This window comes from Stenotrophomonas genospecies 5 (genome assembly GCF_054473825.1).
This window is the reverse complement of the sequence record NZ_JBTMUW010000002.1, coordinates 279,071-305,095: the sequence shown is the minus strand read 5'-3', so window position 1 is coordinate 305,095 and position 26,025 is coordinate 279,071. Positions and strand designations below refer to the sequence as shown.

19 protein-coding genes are annotated in these 26,025 nt (G+C 67.5%); 6 read left to right on the top strand and 13 right to left on the bottom strand.

The features are described 5' to 3' along the window. Positions 1-97: 97 nt before the first annotated feature. Positions 98-2,365: a TonB-dependent receptor gene (locus ACX9OW_RS16540; RefSeq protein WP_459062575.1), complete on the bottom strand. Its 2,268-nt coding sequence runs from the start codon at positions 2,363-2,365 to the stop codon at positions 98-100. A gap of 160 nt (positions 2,366-2,525) precedes the next feature. Between ACX9OW_RS16540 and ACX9OW_RS16535 the strand changes: the two genes are divergently transcribed. Further along, entirely contained in the window at positions 2,526-3,548 is a 1,023-nt protein-coding gene (locus tag ACX9OW_RS16535; RefSeq protein WP_053516031.1) for a TIGR00266 family protein, read from the top strand. A 182-nt stretch (positions 3,549-3,730) separates the two neighbouring features. Next, complete coding sequence (locus tag ACX9OW_RS16530; RefSeq protein ID WP_065182113.1) at positions 3,731-4,723, top strand: patatin-like phospholipase family protein; 993 nt, start codon at positions 3,731-3,733, stop codon at positions 4,721-4,723. Between the two features lie 24 nt (positions 4,724-4,747). Here ACX9OW_RS16530 and ACX9OW_RS16525 read toward each other — a convergent pair whose 3' ends face one another. Continuing rightward, complete coding sequence (locus ACX9OW_RS16525; protein WP_053516027.1) at positions 4,748-5,233, bottom strand: Lrp/AsnC family transcriptional regulator; 486 nt, start codon at positions 5,231-5,233, stop codon at positions 4,748-4,750. Between the two features lie 125 nt (positions 5,234-5,358). Between ACX9OW_RS16525 and phhA the strand changes: the two genes are divergently transcribed. After that, on the top strand, positions 5,359-6,252 hold the full coding sequence (gene phhA, locus ACX9OW_RS16520) for a phenylalanine 4-monooxygenase (RefSeq protein ID WP_053516024.1): 894 nt from the start codon (positions 5,359-5,361) through the stop codon (positions 6,250-6,252). Positions 6,253-6,299: 47 nt separating this feature from the next. Here phhA and ACX9OW_RS16515 read toward each other — a convergent pair whose 3' ends face one another. The 9 genes from ACX9OW_RS16515 to ACX9OW_RS16475 form a co-directional block, all read right to left on the bottom strand. Further along, positions 6,300-7,400, bottom strand: coding sequence for a GDSL-type esterase/lipase family protein (locus tag ACX9OW_RS16515; protein WP_197600178.1), 1,101 nt, complete (start codon positions 7,398-7,400; stop codon positions 6,300-6,302). Between the two features lie 93 nt (positions 7,401-7,493). Next, positions 7,494-8,249: a 2-dehydro-3-deoxy-D-gluconate 5-dehydrogenase KduD gene (gene kduD, locus ACX9OW_RS16510; RefSeq protein ID WP_053516021.1), complete on the bottom strand. Its 756-nt coding sequence runs from the start codon at positions 8,247-8,249 to the stop codon at positions 7,494-7,496. Between the two features lie 80 nt (positions 8,250-8,329). Further along, positions 8,330-9,178 carry a 5-dehydro-4-deoxy-D-glucuronate isomerase gene (gene kduI / locus ACX9OW_RS16505; RefSeq protein WP_053516019.1) on the bottom strand — a complete coding sequence of 283 codons (849 nt, stop codon included), beginning with the start codon at positions 9,176-9,178 and terminating at the stop codon, positions 8,330-8,332. A gap of 184 nt (positions 9,179-9,362) precedes the next feature. After that, positions 9,363-10,421 carry a LacI family DNA-binding transcriptional regulator gene (locus tag ACX9OW_RS16500; RefSeq protein ID WP_053516017.1) on the bottom strand — a complete coding sequence of 353 codons (1,059 nt, stop codon included), beginning with the start codon at positions 10,419-10,421 and terminating at the stop codon, positions 9,363-9,365. Between the two features lie 40 nt (positions 10,422-10,461). Continuing rightward, the gene (locus ACX9OW_RS16495; RefSeq protein WP_459062574.1) at positions 10,462-12,051 is read right to left on the bottom strand and encodes a family 43 glycosylhydrolase; all 1,590 of its coding nucleotides are present in this window, start codon (positions 12,049-12,051) and stop codon (positions 10,462-10,464) included. A 16-nt stretch (positions 12,052-12,067) separates the two neighbouring features. Continuing rightward, a complete protein-coding gene (locus ACX9OW_RS16490) occupies positions 12,068-13,351 on the bottom strand; it encodes a TRAP transporter large permease (protein WP_065174099.1) in 1,284 nt (427 codons plus the stop codon). A gap of 3 nt (positions 13,352-13,354) precedes the next feature. Further along, positions 13,355-13,894, bottom strand: a complete 540-nt coding sequence (locus ACX9OW_RS16485) for a TRAP transporter small permease (RefSeq protein WP_164151498.1) — start codon at positions 13,892-13,894, stop codon at positions 13,355-13,357. A gap of 10 nt (positions 13,895-13,904) precedes the next feature. Then, positions 13,905-14,909, bottom strand: a complete 1,005-nt coding sequence (locus ACX9OW_RS16480; RefSeq protein ID WP_065182105.1) for a TRAP transporter substrate-binding protein — start codon at positions 14,907-14,909, stop codon at positions 13,905-13,907. Between the two features lie 40 nt (positions 14,910-14,949). After that, on the bottom strand, positions 14,950-15,774 hold the full coding sequence (locus tag ACX9OW_RS16475; protein WP_053516007.1) for a 2-keto-4-pentenoate hydratase: 825 nt from the start codon (positions 15,772-15,774) through the stop codon (positions 14,950-14,952). A 155-nt stretch (positions 15,775-15,929) separates the two neighbouring features. On the opposite strand from ACX9OW_RS16475, the gene ACX9OW_RS16470 reads away from it, so the two are divergent. From ACX9OW_RS16470 to ACX9OW_RS16460, 3 genes are read left to right on the top strand one after another with little or no spacing between them, the layout of a single operon-like run. After that, the gene (locus ACX9OW_RS16470) at positions 15,930-16,913 is read left to right on the top strand and encodes an alpha/beta hydrolase (RefSeq protein ID WP_459062573.1); all 984 of its coding nucleotides are present in this window, start codon (positions 15,930-15,932) and stop codon (positions 16,911-16,913) included. After that, complete coding sequence (locus ACX9OW_RS16465) at positions 16,910-18,547, top strand: carboxylesterase/lipase family protein (protein WP_459062572.1); 1,638 nt, start codon at positions 16,910-16,912, stop codon at positions 18,545-18,547. The genes ACX9OW_RS16470 and ACX9OW_RS16465 overlap by 4 nt, the downstream gene beginning before the upstream one ends. Positions 18,548-18,598: 51 nt before the next feature. Further along, complete coding sequence (locus ACX9OW_RS16460) at positions 18,599-19,186, top strand: cysteine dioxygenase family protein (protein WP_053516003.1); 588 nt, start codon at positions 18,599-18,601, stop codon at positions 19,184-19,186. A gap of 19 nt (positions 19,187-19,205) precedes the next feature. Here the strand turns inward: ACX9OW_RS16460 and ACX9OW_RS16455 are convergent, their stop codons facing one another. Beyond that, positions 19,206-23,006, bottom strand: a complete 3,801-nt coding sequence (locus tag ACX9OW_RS16455; RefSeq protein ID WP_459062571.1) for a LamG-like jellyroll fold domain-containing protein — start codon at positions 23,004-23,006, stop codon at positions 19,206-19,208. A gap of 137 nt (positions 23,007-23,143) precedes the next feature. Further along, positions 23,144-25,909 (bottom strand): TonB-dependent receptor, encoded by a 2,766-nt coding sequence (locus tag ACX9OW_RS16450; protein ID WP_065182101.1) that lies wholly within the window; start codon positions 25,907-25,909, stop codon positions 23,144-23,146. Positions 25,910-26,025 lie beyond the last annotated feature (116 nt).

The window sequence follows — 26,025 nt, the reverse complement described above, 5'->3', positions numbered from 1 at the left end:
GCGCACAGGTGGCGCCGGGCCACGCCCGGCGGACACCGAACGCAGAAGGGCCGGCATTGCGCCGGCCCTTCTGCAGTGCCTCGGTACAGCGACCGCATCAGAACTTCGCGGTGAACTCCACGCCCCAGGTCCGCGGCTCGTTGAGGAAGCCGGTCAGGTTGTTGAAGTCGATCGCACCGACCACGCGGGTCTGGTTGGTGAGGTTGCGGCCGAACACCGCCACGTCGTACTGGCCGTACTCCCAGTTGTAGCCGAGGCGCAGGCCGCCTTCCAGCGAACTGCGGCTGCGGAACTCCGGCGACTCGTAGATGAAGAAGTTCACCGGGCTGCGGTAGGCCCAGTCGGTGTAGGCGTACAGCTCGCTGCCATCGGTGAGCGGGAAGCCCACGCGCAGGGTCATGTTGTGGATCCACTTCGGCGCCTGCGGCAGCGGATTGCCGTTGACCAGGGCGTAGGTGCCGCCGTTGATCACCGTGGTCGGATCGGTGATGGTGCAGCCACCGCCGCAGATCGCCACGGCCAGGTTTCCGTCCTTGATCTCGGTGTCGTTGTAGCTGCTGCCCAGGGTCAGCAGGACGTTGTCGGCCAGGTAGGCTTCCAGGTCCAGTTCCACGCCCTGGCCGATGGTCTTGTCGGCGTTGAGCAGGGTGGCGGTATTGTTGCTGCCGCCGACCGCGATCAGCTGCTGGCCGTCGACGTCGTAGCGGAACACGCTGAAGCCCAGGCGGGCGCGGCGATCGAACAGGTCGGCCTTGATGCCGGCTTCGTACGAGATCACCTTCTCGGAATCGGCCTGCGACACGCCACCGAAGGCCAGACGGCCCTGGATCGACGGCGCGCGGAAGCCCTTGGCCACGCGCGCATACGCATTGACGTTGTCGGTCAGCTTGTACACACCGCTGACATCCCAACTGACGTCATCGACGTCGGTGTTGGCCAGGTACGGCCCGCTCACCGGGGTGCCGCCCTGCACGGCCTGCAGCACGCGCGCGGTGAAGTCCTTCTTGTCCTGCGTGTAGCGCACGCCGGCGCGCAGCTTGAAGCGGTCGGTGACATCGAAGTCGCCCGATGCGAACACCGCCCACGCCTTGTTGCGCTGGCTCTGCACGGCATGGCCGGTCTGCGGATTGCCCGGCGTCAGCGAGTCGTAGTTGAAGCTGTCGATGGTGACGTCTTCATCGAAGTAGAAGACACCGGCCTGCCAGTCGAAGCGGCCCCACTCATTGGATTCCACGCGGAATTCCTGGGTCCACTGGCGGTGGTGCGGCAGGCCATCGGCCGATTCGGACGGGAACGGAATGAAGCCCGGGCCATAGTTGCCGGCGCCGAGGAACGAAGCACCGTAGCCACCGTCGATATCGCCGCGGTTGAGCGATTCGGCAGTCTCGTAGCCGGTGATGGAGTGCAGGGTCACCGAGCCGAGGTTCCACTGCAGGCGCGCGCTGCCGCCCCAGGTTTCCAGGTCGGAGAAGTTCACGCCGTCGTTGGCCACCTTGTCGCGGTCGAAGTTCTCGACCAGCGCGTTGCTGCCCTTCTGGATGATGTTGGCGCGGAACAGGCGGGCGGTGCCGTTGAGCTTGCGCTTGTGCAGGTTGAACAGGGCCTCGAAATCGTCGCCCTCGTACAGGAACTGCACGCGGCCGGCGGCCTCGTCATAGCCTTCAAAACCACTGTTGGGCGCGCCGACGCGGGTGTTGTCGACCCAGTCGTCACGGCGCTGGTAGATCGCCGAAACGCGTGCCGACCAGCGGTCGGTCAGCGGGCCGCCGTAGGCGCCCTGCACGTTCCAGCTGTTGTAGCTGCCGTAGCCGACGCGGACGTAGCCATCGGCATCCTGCGACGGACGCGCCGAATCGAACTTGACCACGCCGGCCGGCGTGTTGCGGCCGAACAGGGTGCCCTGCGGCCCACGCAGCACTTCCACGTTGGCCAGGTCGAACAACGGGAAGCCCTTCAGCAGCGGGCTTTCCTGCACCACGTCGTCGTACACCAGCGAGACCGGCTGCGAGGCATTGAGGTCGAAGTCGGTGTTGCCGAGGCCGCGCATGTAGAAGCGCGGGAAGGCACGGCCATAGGACGATTCGATGTTGAGGCTGGGTACGCGCGCGGCCAGGAAGCGGGTGTCGTCGCCGGCCGAGCCGAGCACATCGAGCTTCTCGCCCTGGATCGCGGTGATCGCGACCGGCACGTCCTTGGCATTCTCGACGCGGCGCTGGGCCGTCACCTGCAGGGTATCGAGCGCGACCGGATCCTTGGCGGCGGGGGTTTCCTGGGCGGCTGCAACCAGCGGCAGCAGGGCGGAGAGAGCGGCAACGAGGGGGCGCGCGACCGGAATACGGCCGCGGGAAGTGCGGGTCGGGGACATGGCGGTAGGCTGTGTTTGGAGGGGTGGTAAAACGGCGCTACCAGATAATTGTTGCAATACAGCACCTGCGCCGCAAATGGCCGCTGTTCATGGCGCGGTCGCGGGCCACCGGGGAGGGTCGCTAGACTCGGGCTTTCCCACCCCGACCCGGCGCACCGCCATGACCCAGTGGTACTTCCATTCCTCCGCCCAGGCCGACCGCATCGGGCCGCTCGATGACGAAGCCGCGCGCCGCTACGCGCAGGCCAACCCCCGCGCGCTGGCCTGGTGCCAGGGCATGAGCGGCTGGACCGCCATCGCCGAGGTGCCCGAGCTGCAGGCGCCCGCCCCGGGCATGCCCAACACGCCGCCACCCGTGCCGGGCGGGCCTGCGCGGGGCCGGGCCGACGACATCGACTTCCGCATCGTCGGCCATGAGATGCAGTTCGTGGAGATCGAGCTGGATCCCGGCGAGAGCGCCATCGCCGAAGCCGGCGCGCTGATGTTCAAGGACGCCTCGGTGCAGATGGATACGGTGTTCGGCGACGGCACGCACAGCGGCCAGGGCGGCGGCATCATGGACAAGCTGATGTCGGCCGGCAAACGCGTGCTGACCGGCGAGAGCCTGTTCGCCACGCTCTATACGCATACCGGGCAGGGCAAGGCCAAGGTCGCTTTCGCCGCGCCCTACCCCGGCACCGTGCTGGCCATGAAGCTGGACCAGCACGGCGGCCGCCTGGTCTGCCAGAAGGACAGCTTCCTGGCGGGGGCGCGCGGCGTGCAGATCGGCGTGCAGTTCCAGCGCAAGATCATGACCGGCCTGTTCGGCGGCGAAGGCTTCATCATGCAGAAGCTGGAAGGCGATGGCTGGGTGTTCATCCACGCCGGAGGCTGTGTGGTCGAGCGCGAACTGGCCGCCGGCGAGCGCCTGGACGTCGATACCGGCTGCGTGGTCGCCTACCACCCGACGGTGGACATGGACGTGCGCCGGGTCAGTGGCATCAAGAGCATGGTGTTCGGTGGCGAGGGCGTGTTCCTGGCAACCCTGACCGGACCGGGCAAGGTCTGGCTGCAATCGCTGCCGTTCTCGCGCCTGGCCGGCCGGATGTGGATGGCCGCGCCGCAGGGAGGTGGGCAGAACCGCGGCGAAGGCTCGGTGCTGGGCGGCATCGGCCGCATCCTCGACGGCGACAACCGGTTCTGATCGCCCGCGGGTAGCGCCGGGCCATGCCCGGCGAGCGCAGCGGCCCTGAACTGCCCGCCAGGCCATGCCCGGCGCTACCCATGGCGGTCCATGAATAGGGCGTCGTCCTGCCCTGCCCGGCCCGCCGTGGCTTCGGTATGCTGGCGCCCTTCCCTGAATCCGGCGCCGCGAGCGCATTGCCGATGAGCCTGTTCCGTCCCCGCGTGCTGCTGTCCGTTGCCCTGCTTGGCCTGCTGGCCGGTTGCGGTGGCGATCCGGTGCGTCCGGCGCCGCCGCCGGCGCCGACCGTGGTGCCGCAGGCCAAGCCGGTGAAGATCGGCATCGCGCTGGGCGGCGGCGCGGCCAAGGGCTTTGCCCACATCGGCGTGATCAAGATGCTCGAGGCCAACGGCTTCGAGCCGGTGGTGGTGTCCGGCACCAGCGCCGGCAGTGTGGTCGGCGCGTTGTACGCCAGCGGCATGGATGCGTTCCAGATGCAGAGCCGGGCCGTCGCGCTGGATGAAGCCAGCATCCGCGACGTGCGCCTGTTCTCCGGCGGGCTGGTGCAGGGCCAGAAGCTGCAGGACTACGTCAACGAGCAGGTCGCCAACCGTCCGGCAGAGCGCCTGAAGAAGCCGTTCGCCGCCGTCGCCACCCAGCTCGAAACCGGCGAACGCGCGATCTTCGTGCGCGGCAATGTGGGCCAGGCCGTCCGTGCGTCCAGCAGCATCCCCGGCGTGTTCGAGCCGGTGAAGATCGGCGGACGCAACTACGTCGATGGCGGCGTGGTCAGCCCGGTGCCGGTCGATGCCGCGCGCCAGCTCGGTGCCGACTTCGTGATCGCCGTGGACATCTCCAGCAAGGCCAGTGGCAAGGCACCGACTGACATGCTCGGCATCGTCAACCAGTCGATCGCGATCATGGGCCAGCGCCTGGGCGAGCAGGAACTGGCCCGCGCCGACATCGTGATCCGCCCGCGCGTGCTGGATATCGGTGCGGCTGATTTCAGCCAGCGCGGGACCGCGATCCTGGAGGGGGAAAAGGCGGCGATGGCCGCGATGCCGCAGATCCGCGCGAAGATCCAGCAGCTGCAGAAGGCGCGCGCCGCCGCGCTGGTACCGCCACCGGTAGCCGCGCCGAAGTGCGAGGAGACCTCGCGGCTGGGCAGGCTGATGGGGCGCAAGGACAAGTGCTGAGCCCTCGCCCGCGCTGACCGGTGCTCAGGGTTCCAGCTGCGACAGTGGCAACGCCTGGAAGCCCTTCACCGTGCGCAGCACGAAGCTGGAATTGGCATCGGCCACGCCACCGGCATTGAGCAGGCGGTCCAGCAGGAAGCGCGAGAAGTGCTCGAGGTCGCGCACGTAGACGTGCAACAGGTAATCCATGTCGCCGGTGAGCGCATGGCAGGCCACCACTTCATCCCAGCCCTGCACGCTGTCCACGAAATGCGCGATGGCCGCCTGGTCGTGCTTTTCCAGTTGCACCCGCACGAACGCCTGCAGGCCCAGCCGCAGCTGCCGGGGTTCCAGGCGCGCGCCATAGCCGACGATCACACCCTCGCTCTCCAGCCGCTGCAGGCGGCGCAGGCAGGCGGAGGGGGAGAGGTTCACCCGGGCCGCGAGCTCGGCATTGGTGGCGCGACCATCCCGCTGGATTTCGGCCAGCAGGCGTATATCCGTGCGATCGAACTGGACTTCTCCGGCCATTGTTGCCCCGCAACATGGTGTGTACGCAAGGATATTGCGCCAGCAAGGTCATTCCGCGCAACTTTTGCAACCCTGTTGCGCCCGCCCTGCCCTAGCATCGTGGACATCCCTTCAAGGAGCGTCCCATGGATCCCGCCCAGCCCCGCCGCGTCGAACACCAGCAGACCGACAAGGGCTACGTGCCGGTGTACACCACCGCGCTCGTCGAGCAGCCGTGGGATACCTACAGCGCCGATGACCACGCGACGTGGAGCACGCTGTACCAGCGCCAGCGCGAGCTGCTGGTTGGCCGTGCGTGCCGGGAGTTCCTGGACGCGCAGGACGAGATGGGCATGAGCGCGCACATGATTCCGCGCTTCGACCAGCTGAATGAAGTACTCGGCGCAGCCACCGGCTGGACGCTGGTGGGCGTGGAGGGGCTGCTGCCGGAGCTGGATTTCTTCGACCACCTGGCCAACCGCCGCTTCCCGGTCACGTGGTGGATCCGTCGCCCCGACCAGATCGACTACATCGCCGAGCCGGACCTGTTCCACGATCTGTTCGGCCATGTGCCGCTGCTGATGAATCCGGTGTTTGCCGATTACATGGAGGCCTACGGCCGTGGCGGTGTCAAAGCCCACGCCATCGGCCCGGAGGCGCTGCAGAACCTCACGCGCCTGTACTGGTACACGGTGGAGTTCGGCCTGATCGATACCCCGGATGGCCTGCGCATCTACGGCGCCGGTATCGTCTCGTCAAAGGGCGAATCGCTGTACTCGCTGGAATCGGCCGCGCCCAACCGTATCGGCTTCGACCTGCAGCGCATCATGCGCACGCGCTACCGCATCGATACCTTCCAGAAGACCTACTTCGTCATCGACAGCTTCGAGCAGCTGATGCAGGCGACGTCGCCGGACTTCACCCCGATCTATGCCTCGCTGGCCGAGCAGCAGCACCTGCCGGCCGGTGACGTGCAGGCCGACGACCGTGTGTTCCAGAAGGGAACCGGCGAAGGCTGGGCCGACGGCGGCGACGTGTGATGCGGCAGGGGCATCCGTAAGGCCGGCTCCACGCCCGGCTCCACGGGTCAGCGCGGGTATGCCAGCAGCAGCACCAGATCCTCGTCACCCACCTGCTGCAGTGCATGCGAACTGCCTTTGCGCGTCAGCAGGGCATCGCCTGCGCTGACGTCGTACTGCGTTCCGTCCAGCACGTAGCTGCCCTTCCCGCTGACGATGTAGTAGATCTCGTCCTTGTGCTGCGGATGCAGGCCGATGCCTGCACCCTTGTGCAGTACGCGCTTGCGCAGCACGAACGGCAGGTCCTTCTCTCCGGCGAAGAACGGATAGGCCGTGGTCGGCCCGGCGCCACCATGCGGGCCGGGCTGGCGGATGGCGATGTCATGCTCATGGACCACGCGCGAGGGCTGCGCCGGTTGCCCGCCCTGCCCCGCCGCCGCGCCCACGTCACAGTCGATGTCGCGCACGAGTGCATCTTCCAGCCCCGGCTGCAGCACCCTCCACTCGCGCAGCACTAGGCAGGCAACGGCGTTGGCGCCGGCCACACTGAAGTGGGTGCCGTCGGCCTTGCCCTGCTCGGGCACGAACAGGAAGTAGGGTCGTGCACCCTGCTCGCCCAGCGCGCGTATCCAGCGCGTGCTGCGGTCGTTGAGTTCGATCAGGGCAACGCGCTCGCGCGCGGCCAGCTGCTGCATCGCCCGCGTGTAACGCGCATGTGTGTCCAGCAGCGAACCGAAGTCATACAGCAGCCGCGCCACCGGCGTGACCAGCACCGGCGTGGCGCCCTTGTCGCGCGCCACCTGCACGTAACGCATCAGCAGGCGCGGATAGTCGCTGTCCGGATCGGTATAGCGCGTGGGATCTTCGAACTTGGCGTCGTTATGGCCGAACTGGATCAGCAGCACGTCGCCACGGCGCAGCTCGGTGGCGATCGCATCCAGGCGGCCTTCATCGATGAAGCTGCGCGTGCTGCGGCCTCCCCGGGCGTGGTTGCGCACTTCGAACCGCGCCGGATCGAGGTAGCTCTGCAGGGCCTGGCCCCAGCCCGCCTGCGGCGCGCGCTCGGGACCGTACTCGGCCGCGGTGGAGTCACCGGCGATGAACACCCGCACCGGCGCCGCCTGCGCGGTGGTGCACGACAGCAGCAACAACAGCAACAGCCTTCGCATCGCGGCACTCCTGTAGAGCCGAGCCATGCTCGGCTGTTTTTCGATCAGAGCGCGACAGCCGAGCATGGGCTCGGCTCTACAGACCGGTGTGCCTCAGCGCGCCAACCAGCCACCATCGACCGGCAGCACGGCGCCGTTGATGTAATCCGATGCGCTGGATGCCAGGAACACCGCCGCGCCGGCCAGGTCCTCCGGCGTGCCCCAACGGCCGGCCGGAATGCGATCCAGGATCGCCTTGTTGCGGTCGGCATCGGCACGTAGGGCCGCCGTGTTGTCCGTGGCCATGTAGCCCGGCGCGATCGCGTTGATGTTGACGCCCTTGCCGGCCCATTCGTTGGCCAGCAGGCGGGTGATGCCGGCGATGCCACTCTTGCTGGCGGTGTACGACGGCACCCGGATGCCGCCCTGGAACGACAGCATCGAGGCGATGTTGATGATCTTGCCGCTGCCCTGGGCGATGAAATGACGGCCCGCCGCCTGCGAGATGAAGAACGCCGACTTGATGTTGACGTTCATCACGTCATCCCAGTCCTGTTCGCTGAACTCCACCGCGTCGGCGCGGCGGATCAGGCCGGCATTGTTGACCAGGATATCCAGGCCACCCAGTCCCTCGATGGTTTCGCGCACCACGCGCTCGACCGGCTCGATGCTGATCAGGTTGGCTTCCACCGCCAGGCAGCGTCGGCCGAGCGCGGTGATCTTCTCGATGGTTTCGGTGGGCGGCGCGATGCCGGCCACGGCGACATCGGCGCCGGCGGTGGCCAGCGCAACCGCGATACCTTGGCCCAGACCGGTATTACCACCGGTTACCAGAGCGACTTTGCCTTCCAGGCTGAAGGGATTGGCCATTGCGTGTGCGTTCCTTGGTAGTGGTGTGCGTGATGCAGGCGAACGGCCACCGGCACGCGTGCGCGGCGGCCAGGCAGGACTTACTTGAGCTGGCAGATGTCCAGCACGTGCATGTCGGTGTAATCCAGGTTCTCGCCGCCCATCGCCCAGATGAAGGCGTAGTTGCTGGTACCGGCACCCATGTGGATCGACCACGGCGGCGATACCACGGCTTCGTTGTTCTGGATGACGATGTGGCGCTGCGCGTCCGGTTCGCCCATGAAGTGGTACACGCGGTCGTTGTCGCCCAGGTCGAAGTAGAAATAGACCTCGCTGCGGCGGTCATGCAGGTGCGGCGGCATGGTGTTCCACACGCTGCCGGGCTTGAGCACGGTCAGGCCCAGCAGCAGCTGCGAGGACTGGCAGGTGGCCGGCACGATGTACTGGTAGATGGTGCGCTCGTTGCTGGTCTCCAGCGCGCCGCGGTCCAGCGCTACCGCGTCCTTGATCGACAGCTGCTTGGTTTCAAAGCGCGCATGGGCCGGGGTCGAGGCCAGGTAGAACTGAGCGGGGTTGGCGGCGTCCTGCGAGGCGAACACGACGTCCTTGCTGCCCATCGCCACGTACAGGCCATCCTTCGGGCCCAGCGTGTAGACGGTGCCGTCGACGGTGACCGTACCGGTACCGCTGCCGACGTTGATCACGCCCAGCTCGCGACGCTCCAGGAACGGATGGCCGGCGGCCGACGCCGGTTCGGTCTGCACCGGCAGCGCCAGCGGCGCATCCAGGGGCGCCGCGCCACCGAGTACGAAGCGCTCGTAGTGGGTGTACTTCAGCGTCACCTGGCCGGGGTTGAACAGGCCGTCGAGCAGGTACAGCTCGCGCAGCTGGTCGTTGCTGGCGCCCTTGATGGCGTCGGGATGGGTGGCGTAGTGGGTCTTGCAGTACATGGCATCTCCAGAGCAGGGGGCGGGCCGATCATTCGGCCCCGGCACGGTTCAGGGGGATTCTAGCGACGTTGGTAACCGGTGTCATTTTGCGCCGCACGATAGCGCTCAACGGTCGCGGCAAGGTGAGGCGGCTTCAACGGAGTCGCAGGCAGGCCTGCGGGCTACCGGACTGATCCCCGCCGGATCAGTCCTCCGGCGGCTGGCAGGAGTCGCGTACGATCAGGTGCGGGCGCACGCTGGCGATCTGCAGCGCCGGCTGGCCGTCGGGCTGGATCAGCATCGCCGCAGCGGTGCGGCCGGTATCGCGGGTATGGCGCCGTACCGAGGTCAGCGACGGCCAAAGGCGCGAGGCCAGCGGGCTGTCGTCGTAGCCGATGATGGACAGCTGGCGCGGGATGTTGATGCCTGCACGCAGCGCCACCTTGTAGATGCCCGCCGCCATTTCATCGTTCCCGGTGAAGATCGCGGTCGGCCGGCGCTTGCCCAGCAGCAGCTTCTCGGCGGCGGCCACGCCCGATTCAAAGGTGTAGCCCGCCTCGATGATGCGGTCCTTGGGCAGCTCGATGCCACGCTGCGACAGCGCATCAATGAAGCCGGCGGTACGCTCGTGCGCCGAACGATAGGCGCTGGGCCCGGTCACCAGGGCGATGTCGCGGTGGCCCAGCGAGAGCAGGTAGTCGGCCGCTTCGGCGGCGCCGTCACGATCGTGGGTGACCACCATCTGCGAACTCTCGTCCAGCGGCAGCGCGGCCACGCGGGTGAAGCGGCAGCCGATCTCATCCAGCATGTCCGCCAGCGCCTGGTCCTCGGAGGCACGCGGTACCAGGATCACCCCATGCAGCTTCTGCTGCTGCACGAAGCGGCGCACGCCGTCGATGTAGCCCGGGCTGCGGCTGTCGCAGGGGTGCACGACCAGCTCGAAGCTGGAACCGCGCAGCGCGTCGAGTGCACCGTACTGCATGTCCACGATGTACTGGGCGGTGGGGTTGTCGTAGACCATGCCGATCAGGAAGGATCGACGGAAGGCCAGGCCGCGCGCCAGCGGATCGGGCGTATAGCCCACCTCGCGCATCAGCGCCTCGACCTTGTCGCGCGTGTCCTTGCGCACCAGCGGTGAGTTGTTGATGATCCTTGAAACCGTTTTCTTGGACACTCCGGACAGTCGCGCGATGTCGTTGATCGTGGCTGCCTTGCCTTTGGCCAATGCCGGCGTGGCGGCATCATTCTTGTTGCGCACTGACATGTAATGGACCAGGTAAGTCGGGGGATTTCCGGCCGCGCACTCAGTCCAGCGCGCGGTAGCGGAAGCTGCGGAAGGTCACCGCACCGTCACCGGCAGCGTACAGCGCCGGCTTCAGGGCGAGAAACTTACCAGCCACATTGTGATGGTAACCCGAGGTTTCCATCTGAACCGGGTACTTCTGCCAGGTCCGGCCGTCGCTGCTGGTATGGAAGGTGACGATATGGCGGTTGTTGGTGACGCGCAGCCAGAGCCGCCCGCCGCGGTCGCTGGGCGCAAGGCGGGCAGGGCGTTCCTCGCCGTAACGGTGCATGATGAACTGCTCGCCGTTGCTGCCCACGCCCACATAGAGGCGGTCGCTGTAGAACAGCAGCGCGCCGCCGACTGCGCCTGGCGCTACCTCCAGCTCCACCTCGAACTGGTAGGCCGGATCGCCGGCGATGGTGGTCAGCGGAGACGCATCGCGCGGCGCACTGCCCTTGCCCTGCATCACCAGCCCATCGCCGCTGAAGCGCAGGCGCCGGTACTCGTCACTGCCCGGGTTGAAGAACGCCCACTGTGGCCCGAGCCTGCCGCCGCGGAAATCATCCGAAAGCGCCATGCCGTGCGGTGCCAGGGCGCTTCCGGAAGGCTTGCGCAGCGGTTGGCCGAGGTCACCGCCCCTGGCCACGAACCAGCCATCGTCCGTCCACTCGATCGGGTCCAGCAGGGTCTGCCGGCCCAGGGTCCAGAAGCCGTTCTCATACCCGTGGTACATCATCCACCAGCGACCGTCGGTGCCTTCGATCACTGTCGCGTGGCCTCGCGACCACCACGGCTCGGACGCCGACTGCGTGCGCGTGATCGGATTGTTCGGTGCGTTCTGCCAGGGCCCATGGATGGAACGCGAGCGCGCAGTGATCACCATGTGCCCGGTGGGTGGGCCGGCGGTGCCTCCCACGGCGGTGGTCATGTAGTACCAGCCCTCGCGGAAGTGGATCTTCGGTCCTTCCTGCGCATAGGCTTCCACATCCCAGCTCTGCGGATAGCGCCAGCCGTCGTAGACATGCTTCGGTGTGCCGACCACGCTCAGCCCGTCATCGGCCAGCTGCACATAGTCGCCTCCGCTGAGGAACAGGTAGCGCTTGCCGTCCTCGCCCACCGCATGGCCGGGGTCGATGTAGCCGCCCAGGCCGATGTCGATCGGATCGCTCCACGGCCCGCGGATGTCATCGGCCCACACCACGAAGTTGCTGCGGTGTTCGCCGGTCCGGGCCGGGAAGTAGATGAAGTAGCGACCCTGGTGCTTGACGATGTCCGGTGCCCAGATCGCACCCACGTTGCGGGTGATGGCATGACCCAGCGGCTGCCAGTTGACCAGGTCCCGCGAATGCCAGATCGGCAGGCCGGGATAGGCGTCGAAGGAGGACAGGGTCAGGTAGTAGTCCTGTCCGTCCTTCAGGACCGACGGATCGGGGCGGTCGCCGGCCAGCACCGGGTTCAGGTAGGTGCCGTCGCCGAGATCGGCCTGGCGCTGGTTCTCCAGCCCACGTGCCCAGGTCGGTGAGGCCGGGCCGGAGGCCAGCGCCGGAAGCGCGGCCAGAAGCAGGCTGGCCAGGGCCACGGCAGGGATACGGCGAAGCGGACGGTGCATGGCAGCGGTCTCCGGCTCAGCTGCGCAGCGTGGCCGGCAGCCACAGCGACAGGGCAGGGAAGAAGGTGACCACCAGCAGCACGCCCAGCGCAGCGAACCAGAACGGCCAGATGGTACGCATGCTCTGGCCCACGCTGATCTTGCCGATGGCGGTACCGATGAACAGCACCGAGCCCACCGGCGGTGTCACCAGGCCCAGGCCGCCGGTCAGCACCAGCACCAGCCCGAAGTGGATCGGATCGATGCCGTACGCGCGCGCCACCGGCAGGAAGATCGGCGTGCAGATCAGGATCATCGGTGCCAGGTCCATGAAGGTTCCCAGCAGCAACAGCATCACCACGATCATCAGCAGCACCATGAACTGGCTGTGCGCGAAGGACTGCAGGAAATCCACCGCCGCCGCCGGCACCTGCAGGTAGGCCAGCAGCCAGCCGAATACCGCAGCGGTGGCGATCACGAACAGGATCACGCCGGTGCTGCGTGCGGCGTGGACGACCGTGGCGAAGAACTCGCGCCAGCGCAGTTGCCGATACAGCACCGTGGTCACCAGCAGTGCGTACACCACGGCGATCGCCGCGCTTTCCACCGCAGTGAAGATGCCAGCGCGGATGCCGACGAAGATCAGCGCGACCAGACCGAGGCCGGGCAGGGCGGAGATCATCCGCAGCAGCACCGCGCGCCAGCCCGGGAACACCTCCACGCCATAGCCGCGGCGGCGCGCGACGACGTAGCCGGTGATCATCAATGCCAGCGTCATCAGCAGTGCCGGAACGATGCCGGCCGCGAACAGATCGGCGATCGAGAGGCCGCCACCGGCTGCGGCCGAGAACAGGATCAGGTTGTGCGAGGGCGGAACCAGCAGTGCGACCAGGGCGGCGGTGATGCTGACATTGACGGCGAAATCGCGGTCATAGCCGCGCTTGACCATCTGCGGAATCATCGTGCCACCCACCGCCGAGACATCCGCGATGGCCGAGCCGGAGACGCCGCCGAAGAACAGCGAGGACAGGATCGAAACCTGGCCCAGGCCACCACGCAGGCGCCCCACCAGCGAGGACGCCAGCGCGATCAGGCGCTCGGAGATGCCGCCGCGCATCATGATCTCGCCAGCGAAGATGAACAGTGGAATGGCGATCAGCGATGCAGACCCGGTACCTGCCGAAATCTGCTGGACCAGAACGATGGACGGGATGTCCAGGTAGAGCAGGGTGGCAAGGGCGGCCGCAGCCAGCGCGTAGGCCACCGGCACGCCCAGCAGCAGGAACACTGCGAACACCGAGAACAGAATGGCGATACCCATGGATCAACGATCTCCTTCAGCGTCATCGGCGGCAGCGTCTGCCGGCGTGGACTGCGTGGCCTTCCACGCACGGTTCAGCGCGAACACCACCATCAGCACGCCGCCCAGCGCCAGCGGCAGGTAGTTGATGCTCTGCGGAAGCTCGGCACCGGCGGTCTTGATGTCCAGGCCGTCGAGAAGAAGCTCGGCCGACCACACTGCGATGAACGCGCCCAGCACGGCCACCACCAGTTGCACCAGCACGTCCACAGCGCGGCGCAGCGCCGGCGCCATGTAGGCATGCAGCAGGAAGAAGCCGAAGTGGCGGTTGGTGTGCACGCCACAGGCCGCGCCCAGGCTCATCGCGGTGCTGAGCAGCAGCAGGGTCACCGGTTCGGTCCAGCTCGGGGAATCGTTGATCACATAGCGCGCGAAGACCTGCCAGCCCTGCACCACCACCAGCCCCAGCAGGGCCGCCACGGCGGTGTAGATGGCAATGTCGGCGATGCGGTCCAGCAGGCGCTGCCCGGGGCCGGGTGGGGAAAATGTCGTCGTTTCGGTCATGGCTGTGTCCTCAGGCTGCACCGCGGATGCGATCGACCAGCGCGGCGATTTCCGCGTGCTGCAGGTACTGCTGCAGCAGGGGCTGCGCGGCGGCGCGGAACGCCGGCATGTCGACCTCGTTGGCCTTCACGCCGTACGCCAGCACCGCGCGTCGTGCCGCATCCTCGGAGGCATCCCACTGGTCGCGCATCACCTTCACCGACGCACGTGCGGTCTCCAGCAGCAGCTGGCGGTCATCCGGCTGCAGCCGCTCGAAACTGGCGCGTGACATCAGCAGCACGTCCGGTGCATAGGAGTGATCGCTCTGCGACCAGTAGTGCGCAGCCTCGAAGTGACGGCTGGAGTGGAAGCTGCGCATGTTGTTCTCGGCACCGTCGATCATGTGCGTCTCCATGCCGGAGAACGTATCGCCCAGCGACATCGGCGTCGGGTTGGCGCCGAGCAGCCGCATCAGCTGGATGAAGATGTCCGATGATGCGACGCGCAGCTTCAGCCCGTGCAGGTCACCGGGCTGCGTGATCGGATGCCGGGTGTTGTAGAAGCAGCGCGCACCGGAATCGTAGATGGCCAGGCCGACCAGGTCGCGGCGTTCGAAGCCGCGCAGCACGGCATCGGCCACGCCGCCATCAAGCGCTGCCCGCTGATGCGCCACCGATTCGAACACGTAGGGCAGGCACAGCGCCTGGGTCAGCGGAAACGCGTTGTTCAGCGCGCCCGCATAGACACGGGTGATGTCGATGGCGCCGAAGCGGGCCATGTCGATCGCTTCGGACTCGCGGCCGAGCTGGCCCGAGTGGTACTGGCGCAGACGCAGGCGTCCCTGGGTCTCACGCTGCAGGGTCTCGCCGATCCACTTCACCGCTGTCACGGTGGGGTAATCGGCCACGTGCACATCGGTCGCCGTCAGCAGTTGGCCGCCGGCTGCGTCAGGGCCCGGCCCGCGGCCACAGGCGGCGAGCAGGGGAGTGGCAAGTGCAGTGGCGCCACCGGCCAGGAAATGTCGTCGTGTGATCATCTGCGCCCTCCCGCGCGTGTTCACTGGATCGTGCCGCGGCTTACCCGGCCGGCACGGCCCTGCAGGCAATCTCGCCGAAGCCGGCGAAGCGCACCAGCGCCGTTTGTCCTGCCTGGATGTCGTGGATGCCGGTCGCATTGCCGGTGGCGATCAGGTCGCCACGCCGCAGGGGCCGGCCGCGAAGCGCGGAACGGGACAACGCGAACGCGTACGCTGCGCGCAGGCCACCGGGCAGGCGGCTCGCGCCGCCGACCCCGACCACCTCACCCTCGATCAGGGTCTCGGCGCGCAACGCCGACTCATCGAGGGACGTCCAGTTGCCGATCTCCGGCCCCAGCACGAGGCCGTTGTTGTTGCCGAAGTCGGATACCACCACGCGCGGGCCCAGCTCGTTGATCGTTGCCAGCGGGCTGCTGGCAACCTCGACACCGAGGTACAGGCGGGCCGGCAACGCTTCAGCCTGTTCCGGCGACCAGTGCAGCTGGTCGGCGGGGGCATCCTCCAGCAGTTCCAGCACGTACTCGGCCTCGATCGCGGCGAAACCGCCGACGAACACCGGAACATCCGTTGTTCCACCGGTAGCATTTTTGAGCTGAGGCTTGAAGATCGGGCCCAGCAGCCGTTCGTCCCCGGACGCATCGCGGCGCTCGGCAGCGATGTAGCCGACCTTCCAGCCGACCACCGGCTGGTTCCAGCGGGCGATGGCCAGGTCCTGGACCTGGTAGGCCGCGACCAGGTCCGCCGGGATGTCGCCCGGGAACGCCTCCAGTGCCTGGCCCGCAAGGCGTGCGGTGGTGAAGGCCTGGGCAATCGCGGCCGCATCGGCCGGCGGCGTGTGCCCATGTGTGCCGTGTTCGTTGCTCAAGAACGTCTCCCTCTGGCGTTGTTGCGCTGCCTATCGACAGCGTCTGCAGGACGTGTATATGGTAAACCGGTGTCATCACGCAAGCGGCAGCGCATCACGCCGTCTTTGCCGACGCCGCCAGCGCCCTGTCCTGTCCTGTTGGAGCCCCGTCAGTCATGCGTCTGCCCATCGTGTTGCTGTGCCTGTCCCTGCTGCTGCCGGCGGCGCCCGCCTGCGCGGTCGACACGTCGTTGCGCGAAGGCGAGCGTGTGGCCCAGGCGTTGCCCGGCGAGCAGCTGCCGTTGTGGCCGGCAGGCGCAGTGCCGGGCGAACCCGGCCCCGCACGTCCGACGCGGGTGGTCGAGCGCAGTGCGGACCCTGCACGCCCGGACCGCTACGCCGACCAGATCGACGCGCCCTCTCTGCAGGTGTACACACCCGCCCGGCCGAACGGCCGGGCCCTGCTGGTGATCCCCGGCGGCGGCTACCAGCGGGTGGTGATCGACAAGGAGGGCAGCGCGCTGGTTCCGTTCTGGGTGGACGGCGCCGGCTACACCCTGTTCGTCCTGCGCTACCGCCTGCCGCAGCCGGGGCGCGACCGCCAGGCCGCGCTTGCCGACGCGCAGCGCGCGCTGCGGGTGGTGCGCGACCAGGCGCGACGGCGCGGACTGGACGCGAACGATGTGGCGGTGATGGGCTTCTCGGCGGGCGGCCACGTCGCGGCGCGGCTGGCCACCGGCTTCGACATCGCCGTCCATCCCGCACGGGATGACCTCGACAGGCTGAGCGCCCGCCCGAGCCGTGCCGTGCTGGTCTACCCGGTGATCGACATGGGCGCGCATGCGCACAGCGGCTCGCGCGCCCGCCTGCTGGGTGAGCATCCGGGGACCTCGCTGCAGGCAGACTATTCGATGCAGCAGCGGGTACGTGGCGACATGCCGCCGACGCTGCTGGTCCACGCCGCCGACGACGCCGTGGTGTCGGTGCGCAACAGTGAACTCATGGCGCAGGCACTGGTGGGTGCCGGTGTCGAGCACGAACTGCACGTCTTCGCCCATGGCGGTCACGGCTTTGGCATGGACATTCCCGCGCGGTCGACGCTGGCACTCTGGCCGCTGCTCGCGCAACGCTGGCTGGGCCCTGCGGAGGACGCGCGATGAACGATGCGCCGGCCGACCTGCAGCGTCGGCGGTTCCTGCGCGACAGCGCCCGCTGGGCGCTGGCCACCGCGTCCGCTACGGCTGCCTTCACCGCATTGCCAACGCTGGCCAGCGTGCCGGGTGTCCGCGACGACCGCCTGCCATTGGCCCGGGTCCGTGGCGGACGTGTGCGTGGCCAGCGCGAGCACGGGGTACTGGTGTTCCGTGGGCTTCGCTATGGTGCCGATACCGCTCGCCACCGCTTCCAGCCGCCGCGGCATGAAGCTGCCTGGCGCGGCATCGCCGATGCACTGGAGTACGGTCCGGCCGCACCGCAGGGCGGCAGTGAAGGGCCCGGCAGCGAGGACTGCCTGTTCCTCAATGTGTGGACACCCGCGCTCGGCGACGGCGGACGCAGGCCGGTGCTGGTGTACGTGCACGGCGGTGGATTCAACAACGGGTCCGGCAGTGATCCGCTGTACGACGGCGCTGCGCTGTGTCGCCGCGGCGATGTGGTGGTGGTCACCCTCAATCATCGCCTCAACACGTTCGGCTATCTCTACCTGGGGGCGTTGGGCGATCCGCGCTACGCCGCCTCGGGCAACGTCGGCCAGCTCGACCTGGTACAGGCGCTGCAGTGGGTGCGGCAGCACGCGGCGGTCTTCGGTGGCGACGCGGCGAACATCACGGTGTTCGGGCAGTCCGGCGGGGGCGCCAAGATCGCCACGCTGATGGCGATGCCTGCGGCCCGAGGGCTGTTCCAGCGCGCGTGGACGATGAGTGGCCAGCAGGTCACCGCTGCCGGACCGCGCGCGGCCGCGCAGCGGGCTGCGATCGCGATGCAGGCCGTTGCTGCACGTGACGTCCAGGCCCTGCTGGACCTGCCGGTCGACGTATTGCTGGAAGCCACTCGTGCGCGCGATCCCTCGCGCGTGGAAAGCACGTCGCTGTACTTCGGCCCGGTGCTGGACGATGTGGTGCTGCCGGTGCATCCGTTCTGGCCACAGGCGCCGCAGCAGTCGGGGGCGATTCCGATGGTGATCGGCAACACCCGCGACGAGACCCGCGCGTTCCTCGGCAACGATCCCGCCAACTTCGCCCTGACTTGGGAAACACTGCCGGCACAGCTCGAACGACAGCAGTTCGTCGATCTGCGGCCGGAGACCGTGATCGCCGAGTATCGCCGCCTGTATCCGCACTACACGCCCTCTGAAGTGTTTTTTGCTGCAACCACGGCTGGCCGCAGCTGGCGCGGAGCGGTGGAGGAACTGGAAGCGCGGGCGCGCCAGCCCGCGGGTGCAGCACCGACCTGGGCGTACCAGCTGGATTGGGGGTCGCCGGTGGAGGAGGGGCGCCTGCGTGCTTTCCATACGCTGGACATCCCGCTGGTCTTCGACAACGCAGGGCTGCCGGGCGCGCGCACCGGGGGGGGCGATGATGCGCGTGCGCTCGCGGCGACCATGAGCGAGGCCTTGATCGCCTTCGCCCGCAGCGGCGACCCCAATCACGCCGGATTGTCGCAATGGGCCCCTTATACGCTGCCGCAACGGCGGACAATGCTGTTCGATCGCACCAGTCGCGCGGTTGACGATCCGCGCGCAGGCGAGCGCGCGCTCTACGGAAAAGTGCCTTTCGTGCAGCGCGGCACGCAGTGATGACACCGCAGCACAAACATTCTGTTAACTCCGCTCGGCTAGAGTCGGGTCATGGGAGACACGTTCACGCCACTGCCGTTCGCCGGCCGGGAGCGCCTGCTTGCCGCCATTGATGGTGCGGTAGCACTGGCGGATCCGCACGCGATCACCGAGGGCCTGCAGCGCGTGCTGCGTGATGCCATCACCGATCCTTCGATACAGCTGCCGCCGTGTGTACGGCGACCGGTGCGTGGTCACTACGCACGTCGTGAACTGCACCGCAGCCGGACCCTGGGGTACAGCGTCATCGCCATGTGCTGGGGCCCGGGGCAGGGTACGCCGCTGCACGATCACGATGCGATGTGGTGCGTGGAAGGCGTCTGGCAGGGAGAACTGCTGGTCACGCCGTATGCGCTGCTGGAGCGGAAGGGCACTCGCCACCGCTTTGCCGCGCAGCCGACACTGTACGGCCAGCGCGGCAGCGCCGGCAGCCTGATTCCCCCGCACGAATACCACACGCTGCGCAATGCCAGCGATGCCGATGTGGCCGTGTCGCTGCACGTCTACCAGGGCGTGATGGAGCGCAGCGCGGTGTTCGAGCCGCTGGGCGATGACTGGTACCAGCGACGGGTGAAGCGGATGGAGACCGACGCGGCATAGCCCGCGCCGGCCGCCGCGTTCAGCGCGGCACGTCCACGACGTTGTTGAGCAGGGTCACTTCCTCGCCACCGTCAGCGAGGGCCACGCGCACGCGCAGGCCACCCCGATGACCGGCGGGGATCATCAGTGTCACGTGGGTGGTCTTCGGTTCCAGGTCATCGGGTGCCGCCATCGCGGGCACATCGGTACGCGCGATCTCACGGCCCGTGATGTCTTCCAGGATCGCCACGCCCGCGCCGGTGGCCACGTGGCCCAGGCTGTGCACGGTCACCCGCACACGCTGGCCGTCCACCTGCACATCACCGCGGCCGACGCCCAGGTCGGCGCGTGTTTCCACCGGGCTGCCGGCGACGACGCGCTCGAACTCGAACAGTTCCGTGCGCCCGGGACGGAACTGCATCGGCACCGCGCTGCTGGTTTCCAGCCGCACCGTGCGCTCCGTCGGCGTGCCATCGATGCGTCCATCTCCATCGGCATCCACGCCGGCACGGATGCGCCACGTGCCGCTGGCAACGTTCCAGCCGGTCATGTCGGCACTGATGGTGCGGTTACCCAGATTGTGGCTGGTGATGGTGAAGCGCTCGCGCGAGGGCGCATGCACCAGCAGTGCAACCTGTTCGGCGGCACCGTCGCGATCGAAGCGCCAGCTGACCGTATGCCCGGGCCAGCTCTGGTTGCGCTTGAGCGCGATGCCCCCCAGCCGGGCGCGCTGCAGGAACTCGCTGGGTGCTTCCACGCGATCGGACCACCAGTGGCCCTCGGTGTTCATGTAGGCCCGCAGCACCTTCGCCTGCAGTCCTTCGGCATGCAGTGCATCGATGTACTTCAGGTCACCACTGGCCTGCCAGGCCATCAGGCTGGCGAAACCGGTCTTTCCGGCGTCGGCTTCGGCAGTCAGCTGCGGATACCAGTCCTGCTGGCGTCCCAGCACCTCGACGATGTTCTCGCCGAGATTGGCCAGCGCGCCCGGTCCCCCGCGTGCCACGCGATAGTCCAGCGCCTGCAGGTACTTCGTATCGCCGGTCCAGCGCCAGGCGGCCCAGAAGGTATGCAGCGTGTCGCCGCCGCCGGAACCGTCGTTGAGTTCACCGCCGCGGGTGGCGCCGGTGGCCCAGTGGATCTCGTTGGGCAGGGTGAAGCGTCCTTTCGCGTCCGTGCCGGCATGGGCGAGATAGCTGTCGGCCAGGCCGGTCACCAGCCGGCGCCCGGTCGGATCGGTGTTGTACTGGCCCAGCAGGAACGCGGGGTGCAGCACCGGGAACGAATACGGCTTCTGCCATTGCCAGTTCGGTTCGCGGTAGATCCTGTTGCCGCCGAACCAGTTGCTGGAGAACAGCAGGTGTCCCTGCGGATTGGGCAGGATGATCCGCTCGTCGAATGCCTTGACCGTCTCCATCAGCCGTTCCAGCGTCAGCGGATCGCCCCAGTTGAGGTACAGCATCGCGCTGTTGGTGTTGATGCCCTCTTCGTAGGCATGCAGCTCATCGGTTTCGATGGTGCTCAGGCCGTTGCTGAACATGCCATTGCGATACACCGCATCGGACAGGGCGGTGAGCGAGGCATTGAGGCGGTCCGGCTGCACACCCATCAGCGCCAGGCCCGGCCACTGCTGGGTGAGATCGGAATCATCGGAGATGCCGCCGCCGAAGTCGCCGTAGGGCACCTGGCGATGGTCGATCCACCAGTCGACGAAGCGACGCACCTGTGCGAGGTCCTGCACCTGGTGGAAGGCCCAGGCCGGCACACCGGCGGGCACCGCCGGTGCGGAGTAGGGCGGCCGGCCCTGGCTGTTGTAGCTGATGTAGTTCCAGTACTGCCGCCCCAGTGCGTGGTCCGGATCGACCCGCAGCAGGTCGCTCAGGTCGGCGTAGACGCGCGCATACAGGCGCTGTCGCTTGGAGGTGGTGTGCTCCTCCACCAGGAATCCCCAGTTGTCGCGCACCTGGTTGAAGCGGTCGGCCACGTGCTCCTTCAGCGCTTCGGCGCGCGGCTTGAACACCAGCCGGATCTGCGCGCCATCGAGCGCCCGGGCATCGAAGCCGGGGGCGGCCGAGGCGATGCTCAACCACAGGCTGTCAGGGGTGAGGATGCGGTCGCGCAGGTCCAGCCACAGGGTGCGCTTCTGTCCCGGCTGCACCGAGACCGACACGTCGATCATGTCGCGCGCCGGCCAGATCGGGTCCTTGATGCGGATGTTGAGCGGAATCAGGCCTTCATGCGTGGCCGCCAGATCCAGCGCGGGAAGATCGATGGCAACGCCGTCCAGGCCGTCGTGCATGTTCTCCCAGCTGTAGGCCCAGCTGCGGATCAGCGGCTGGTCGGGCGGCGCATCGCCTACCCCGGAAGGAATGAGCACGTGCACGATCGGGCGCGGCTGCGCGGGCAGGGTACCGGCATCGCGGCGGCGTGAGCCGGCCCCCTTGGGCAGCGCCATCACCGTGCTGCGTTCGGCCTCGGGGTAGCGACCGTCGATGTAGCGGCGCAGGGCATCCAGATTGGTGTAGTCAGGCAGCGCCTGGCTGTCGATCGTGTAGGTCTGCTTGACCGTGCCGTCCGGCTCGCTGCCCTCGCTCACGGCGTAGGCCCAGATTTCCTGGATCGGCGTTTCCTGCTCGACGTTGCTGAAGCGCAGCACGCCGCCGCTGAGGGACGGGATCGGATCGACGCTGCGCACCACGCCGCGCGGGCGGGTGAACAGGGTGCGGGTGGCGTGCGCGGCGTCGCTGCCATGTGCCAGCGTGCCGAAGGCCGCGCCGCGGATCTCGATGCGGTTGACCGTCTCGCCGTCCGGCAGCGTCAGGTCCAGGTGCTTTCCACCCTCCACGTAGGTGTTCCAGTCCGGCAGCTGGAAGTAGTCGTTGCGTCCGGGCAGCCGCGAGCGGTTGTAGACGCCGGGCCATGTGGTCTCGGCGATGCCGTCGGTGGCCTTCCACATCCACGCCTTCAGATCGCGGGTGTCGGCGAATTCGACCTTGCGGATGCGGGTGGTCGGCGCGGTCAGCGCCGGTGGTGCGGCGCCGTCCCAGCCGAAGCGATGGCGCCAGGCACGCAGGCCTGCCTCGGGAACCTCGGCGGTGGTGGGCGTAACGCCACGGGCCAGCGCCGCCACGGCCGGCGCATCCAGCATGCGGTCATAGATGCGGATGTGCTGGAAATCGCTGCCGCGCAGGAAGTTGTAACGGCTCTGTACCTGGTACGGTGCCATCACCCGACCGGCCAGGCCAAGCTGGTCCAGCGCGGCATCGTAGTCGCCGGTGGTCTGCGCGCGGGCCACTTCGCGTCCATCGATGAACAGGCGTACACCCTGGTCCTCGTCCCAGGCGAAGGCCAGATGCAGCCACTGGTCCGCGCGTGGCGGCGTGTCCATGCGGAACGAGACGCGGGTGCGGGCAAGATTGGCATCGGTGACGAACGCATCGAAACCGTGGCCGTTCCAGTCGATGCGCAGCCACGCCATGTCCCAGCTGCTGTGATCGGCATAGCCGACGCGGAAGATCACGAACGGGGCTTCGCCCACCGCGTACCGCGCCCGCCAATCGAAGGCCAGGGTGCCGCGCTGGGCCAGGATGTTGCCCGGTGCATCCCACGCCAGGACGCCATCGTCCTGCCATTGGATGGCCTTGCCGCGTACACCGTCATCGACCACCGCCACCCTGTCGCGGAAGTTCGGTATCGCCTCGCCGTGCGCCACGGTGGCCTGCAGGCCCTGGTTGGCGTCGACGTGGAACAGCAGGGTTGGGCCATCGGCAGCTGTCGCAGGGCCAGCAGCCAGGGCCACTGCCAGCAGCAGGCAGCGGGACAGGGTCGAGCGATGCGGCATCAGATGTTTCCTTTCAACGGGCGACAGCCGGCGTAGAGCCGCCGGACCGTAGCAAGGCCACGCCGCCACGGCACCTTGCGGCGCAGCAGCGGTCGTGGCGAACGGCGATGCACCGGTCGGCGCATCGCCGGCGCTGCTCAGAACTTGTAGCGCACGCCGAGCAGGAACTGACGGCCGGTCTCGGTGTACTGCAACGGCAGGCGGCCGGTCGCGGGCGAATACACCCACTCATCGGACGCTTCGTTGGTCAGGTTCACGCCTTCCAGGCTCAGTTCCAGCTGGTCACTGATCCGGTAACGGATCGACGCATCGATGACCGTGGTACCGGTCATGCCGTGGTAACCGTCCAGATTGAAGCCGGTTTCCTGGCCCGGCACCTGGGTCAGGTAGTCATCGCGGTTGGTGGCCGAGATGCGCCCGGAGAAGGTGGTGCCTTCGTAGAACAGGGTCGCGTTCCACGAGGTGTTGGACAGGCCCAGCAGATCGTTCTTCATCACCGGCTGACCGGCCGAGTTGATGTACTGGATCTTCGAATCCACCCAGGTGTAGTTCAGCTGCAGACCGAGGTTGGCCCACTTGCCCGGCAGGAAGGTGAAGGGCTGGGTGTAGTTCGCTTCTGCGCCGAACAGCTCGCCACCCGGGGTGTTGACCGGACGGGTGAAGGTGAACTCATCGGTCGGCGATGCGCCGGTGCCGATCAGCAGTTCGGCAGGCAGGCCGCTGTCGGTGTACGGCCGATTCTCGCGCAGCGTCTGTACGGAGGTTTCGATGTCCTTGTAGAACAGGCCAAGGCCGGCCATGGCGCCTTCGGCGAAGTACCACTCGAAACTCAGATCGACATTGGTCGCGCGGGTCGGATCCAGGTTGGGGTTGCCGCTGGAGATGGTGCGTGCGCCACCGGCCACGGCCACAGTGGCACCCGGCGTCAGGCTGCCCAGGCCGGGTCGGGTCATCACCTTGGCCGCACCCAGGCGGATCAGGAAATCGGGGGTGACTTCGGCAACCAGGTTGAACGAGGGCAGGGTGTCGTCGTAGGTGCGGGTGGCGGTGGTGGACGTGGTGCCACTGGCCAGCGTCGACAGCCCGGTGGAGGACTGCTTGGTGCGCACATAGCGTACGCCGACGTTGCCGGACAGCGGCAGCGAGCCGATCTCGGTGGAGAACTCACCCATCAGGTAGGCACCGCGATCCTTCTCTTCCACGCTGCGCACGTTGTTGGCGCGCGGTGCGACGGCGTAGATGCCGCTGTTGCTGTAGATGTCGAACTGATCGGCGACGGCGTCCAGATCCGGCACCACCCAGTTCGAGGGATTGCCGCTGATGCCCTTCAGGCCGGCCTGCGTGGTCATGTCCACCGGAACGATCCTGCTGCCATCGGCGAAGGTGGGCACGGCCAGCTCGCTGCCACGGCGCAGTTCGGTGGTCTTGAACGTGTAATCCTTGGCCAGCACGCCACCCTTGAGGCGGAAGCCGGGGCTGATGTTCCAGTTGAAGTCGATCTGGCCGGTATCGAAATCATTGTCCACGTACTGCGGTCGCAGGCGGATCTCCGCCAGTTCCCAGCCGTTGGGATCGGTGGGATCGATGCCGTAGTTGAGGATCGGCGAGCGGTTGTTGCCCCGGTAGTCGTAGCTGTAGCCGTCGACGTCGTACTTGTCCATGATGATGGTGGTCTGCACCGGGTTCTCATGCCGGGACCGCGAGACCCCCAGCTTGCCGGACAGGGTGAAGTCGTCGCTGAAGCGGTGCTGGCCGTTGAGGCTGATCTGCTTGAACTCGGTGCTCCACTCGTCGTGGCGGTTCTCGCTGCGGATGTCGACGTTGTCGAACTCGCCGTAGACCAGCGCGTTGTTCTCGATGACGCCGTTCCTGACGATCATCGACGGCTTGCCGGCCAGGCGTGGCTGGCTGGTGTTGGCACCGCGGCTGAAGGAAATCGCCTCGATGTAGTGCTCGTCGCGGGTGGCATCGATTTTCGAGTACAGCGCGTCCAGCGAGATCTCGGTCGCGTCGCTGGGCTTCCACTGCAGCGTACCGGTCACGCCCAGGCGCTTCTGCTCATGTTCCATCTGCACGTAGCGCGGGAAGCGCGGGTGGTAGACGTCGGCACTGCGCGCGGCGGTGAACGGGGACGAGGCACTGAAGTTGCCGTTGCTCGGGCCGTTGGCCCAGCGGCCCGTGTTGGAGCCCTCCTCCAGCGCCTGGCGCTCGGAGTAGGCCACCGACAGCAGGGCGCCGAACGTACCGTCGGCGAAGATGTTCGACACCAGCGCGGCCATGCGCGGGTCGGCCTTCTCCGCCATCGCGTTGTAGCCGGCCTGGCCGCTGGCGGCGAAGGTGAAGCCGTCATAGTCGAACGGCCTCGCCGTGCGCAGATCGACGGTGGCGCCCAGCGAACCTTCTTCGACATCGGCCGAAGCGGTCTTGCGCACCACCAGCTGCGAGAACAGGTCGGAGGCGAAGACATTGAAGTCGAAGCCACGGCCGCGGTTGGTACCACCGCTCTGGTCACCGGCGCCGACGGTGGTCAGCGCCTCCATGCCGTTGATGCGCACGCGGGTGAAATCCGGGCCGAGGCCGCGCACCGAGATGTTGCGGCCCTCGCCGGCCTCGCGGGTGATGACCACACCCGGGATGCGCTGCAACGACTCGGCCAGGTTCAGATCCGGGAACTTGCCGATGTCCTCGGCGACGATGGCGTCGACCACGCCGGCCTCGCCACGCTTGATGTCCAGCGCCTTCTCCACGCTGGCGCGGTAGCCGGTGACGGTGACCGTATCCAGGTCCGTGGCGCCGGCGGCGCTGCTCTGCTGCTGGGCGGTCGCATTGGCCGCCAGGGCCAGCCCGACGGCCATAGCGAGCAAGGTAACCGGTGTCTTTTTTTGGTGGTTCCGAGACTGCATGCCTTTCCCCTCTCCCAAAGGTCTGGTGCTGCGGCTGTTTCAGCGTGATGACACCGCTGGTCAGAGCGGACGTTAGCAGCACGTCCCGGATCCGGCATCTTGCACCGCAACAGATC

Excerpts from the sequence above, each read along its gene's own strand:
- ACX9OW_RS16465 (WP_459062572.1), top strand. The coding sequence starts at position 16,910 with ATGAACGATGCGCCGGCCGACCTGCAGCGTCGGCGGTTCCTGCGCGAC.
- ACX9OW_RS16470 (WP_459062573.1), top strand. The coding sequence starts at position 15,930 with ATGCGTCTGCCCATCGTGTTGCTGTGCCTGTCCCTGCTGCTGCCGGCG.
- ACX9OW_RS16490 (WP_065174099.1), bottom strand. The coding sequence starts at position 13,351 with ATGGGTATCGCCATTCTGTTCTCGGTGTTCGCAGTGTTCCTGCTGCTG.
- ACX9OW_RS16495 (WP_459062574.1), bottom strand. The coding sequence starts at position 12,051 with ATGCACCGTCCGCTTCGCCGTATCCCTGCCGTGGCCCTGGCCAGCCTG.
- ACX9OW_RS16480 (WP_065182105.1), bottom strand. The coding sequence starts at position 14,909 with ATGATCACACGACGACATTTCCTGGCCGGTGGCGCCACTGCACTTGCC.
- ACX9OW_RS16515 (WP_197600178.1), bottom strand. The coding sequence starts at position 7,400 with ATGCGAAGGCTGTTGCTGTTGTTGCTGCTGTCGTGCACCACCGCGCAG.
- kduD (WP_053516021.1), bottom strand. The coding sequence starts at position 8,249 with ATGGCCAATCCCTTCAGCCTGGAAGGCAAAGTCGCTCTGGTAACCGGT.
- ACX9OW_RS16535 (WP_053516031.1), top strand. The coding sequence starts at position 2,526 with ATGACCCAGTGGTACTTCCATTCCTCCGCCCAGGCCGACCGCATCGGG.
- ACX9OW_RS16525 (WP_053516027.1), bottom strand. The coding sequence starts at position 5,233 with ATGGCCGGAGAAGTCCAGTTCGATCGCACGGATATACGCCTGCTGGCC.
- ACX9OW_RS16500 (WP_053516017.1), bottom strand. The coding sequence starts at position 10,421 with ATGTCAGTGCGCAACAAGAATGATGCCGCCACGCCGGCATTGGCCAAA.
- ACX9OW_RS16455 (WP_459062571.1), bottom strand. The coding sequence starts at position 23,006 with ATGCCGCATCGCTCGACCCTGTCCCGCTGCCTGCTGCTGGCAGTGGCC.
- ACX9OW_RS16450 (WP_065182101.1), bottom strand. The coding sequence starts at position 25,909 with ATGCAGTCTCGGAACCACCAAAAAAAGACACCGGTTACCTTGCTCGCT.
- phhA (WP_053516024.1), top strand. The coding sequence starts at position 5,359 with ATGGATCCCGCCCAGCCCCGCCGCGTCGAACACCAGCAGACCGACAAG.
- ACX9OW_RS16460 (WP_053516003.1), top strand. The coding sequence starts at position 18,599 with ATGGGAGACACGTTCACGCCACTGCCGTTCGCCGGCCGGGAGCGCCTG.
- ACX9OW_RS16540 (WP_459062575.1), bottom strand. The coding sequence starts at position 2,365 with ATGTCCCCGACCCGCACTTCCCGCGGCCGTATTCCGGTCGCGCGCCCC.
- ACX9OW_RS16485 (WP_164151498.1), bottom strand. The coding sequence starts at position 13,894 with ATGACCGAAACGACGACATTTTCCCCACCCGGCCCCGGGCAGCGCCTG.
- ACX9OW_RS16530 (WP_065182113.1), top strand. The coding sequence starts at position 3,731 with ATGAGCCTGTTCCGTCCCCGCGTGCTGCTGTCCGTTGCCCTGCTTGGC.
- kduI (WP_053516019.1), bottom strand. The coding sequence starts at position 9,178 with ATGTACTGCAAGACCCACTACGCCACCCATCCCGACGCCATCAAGGGC.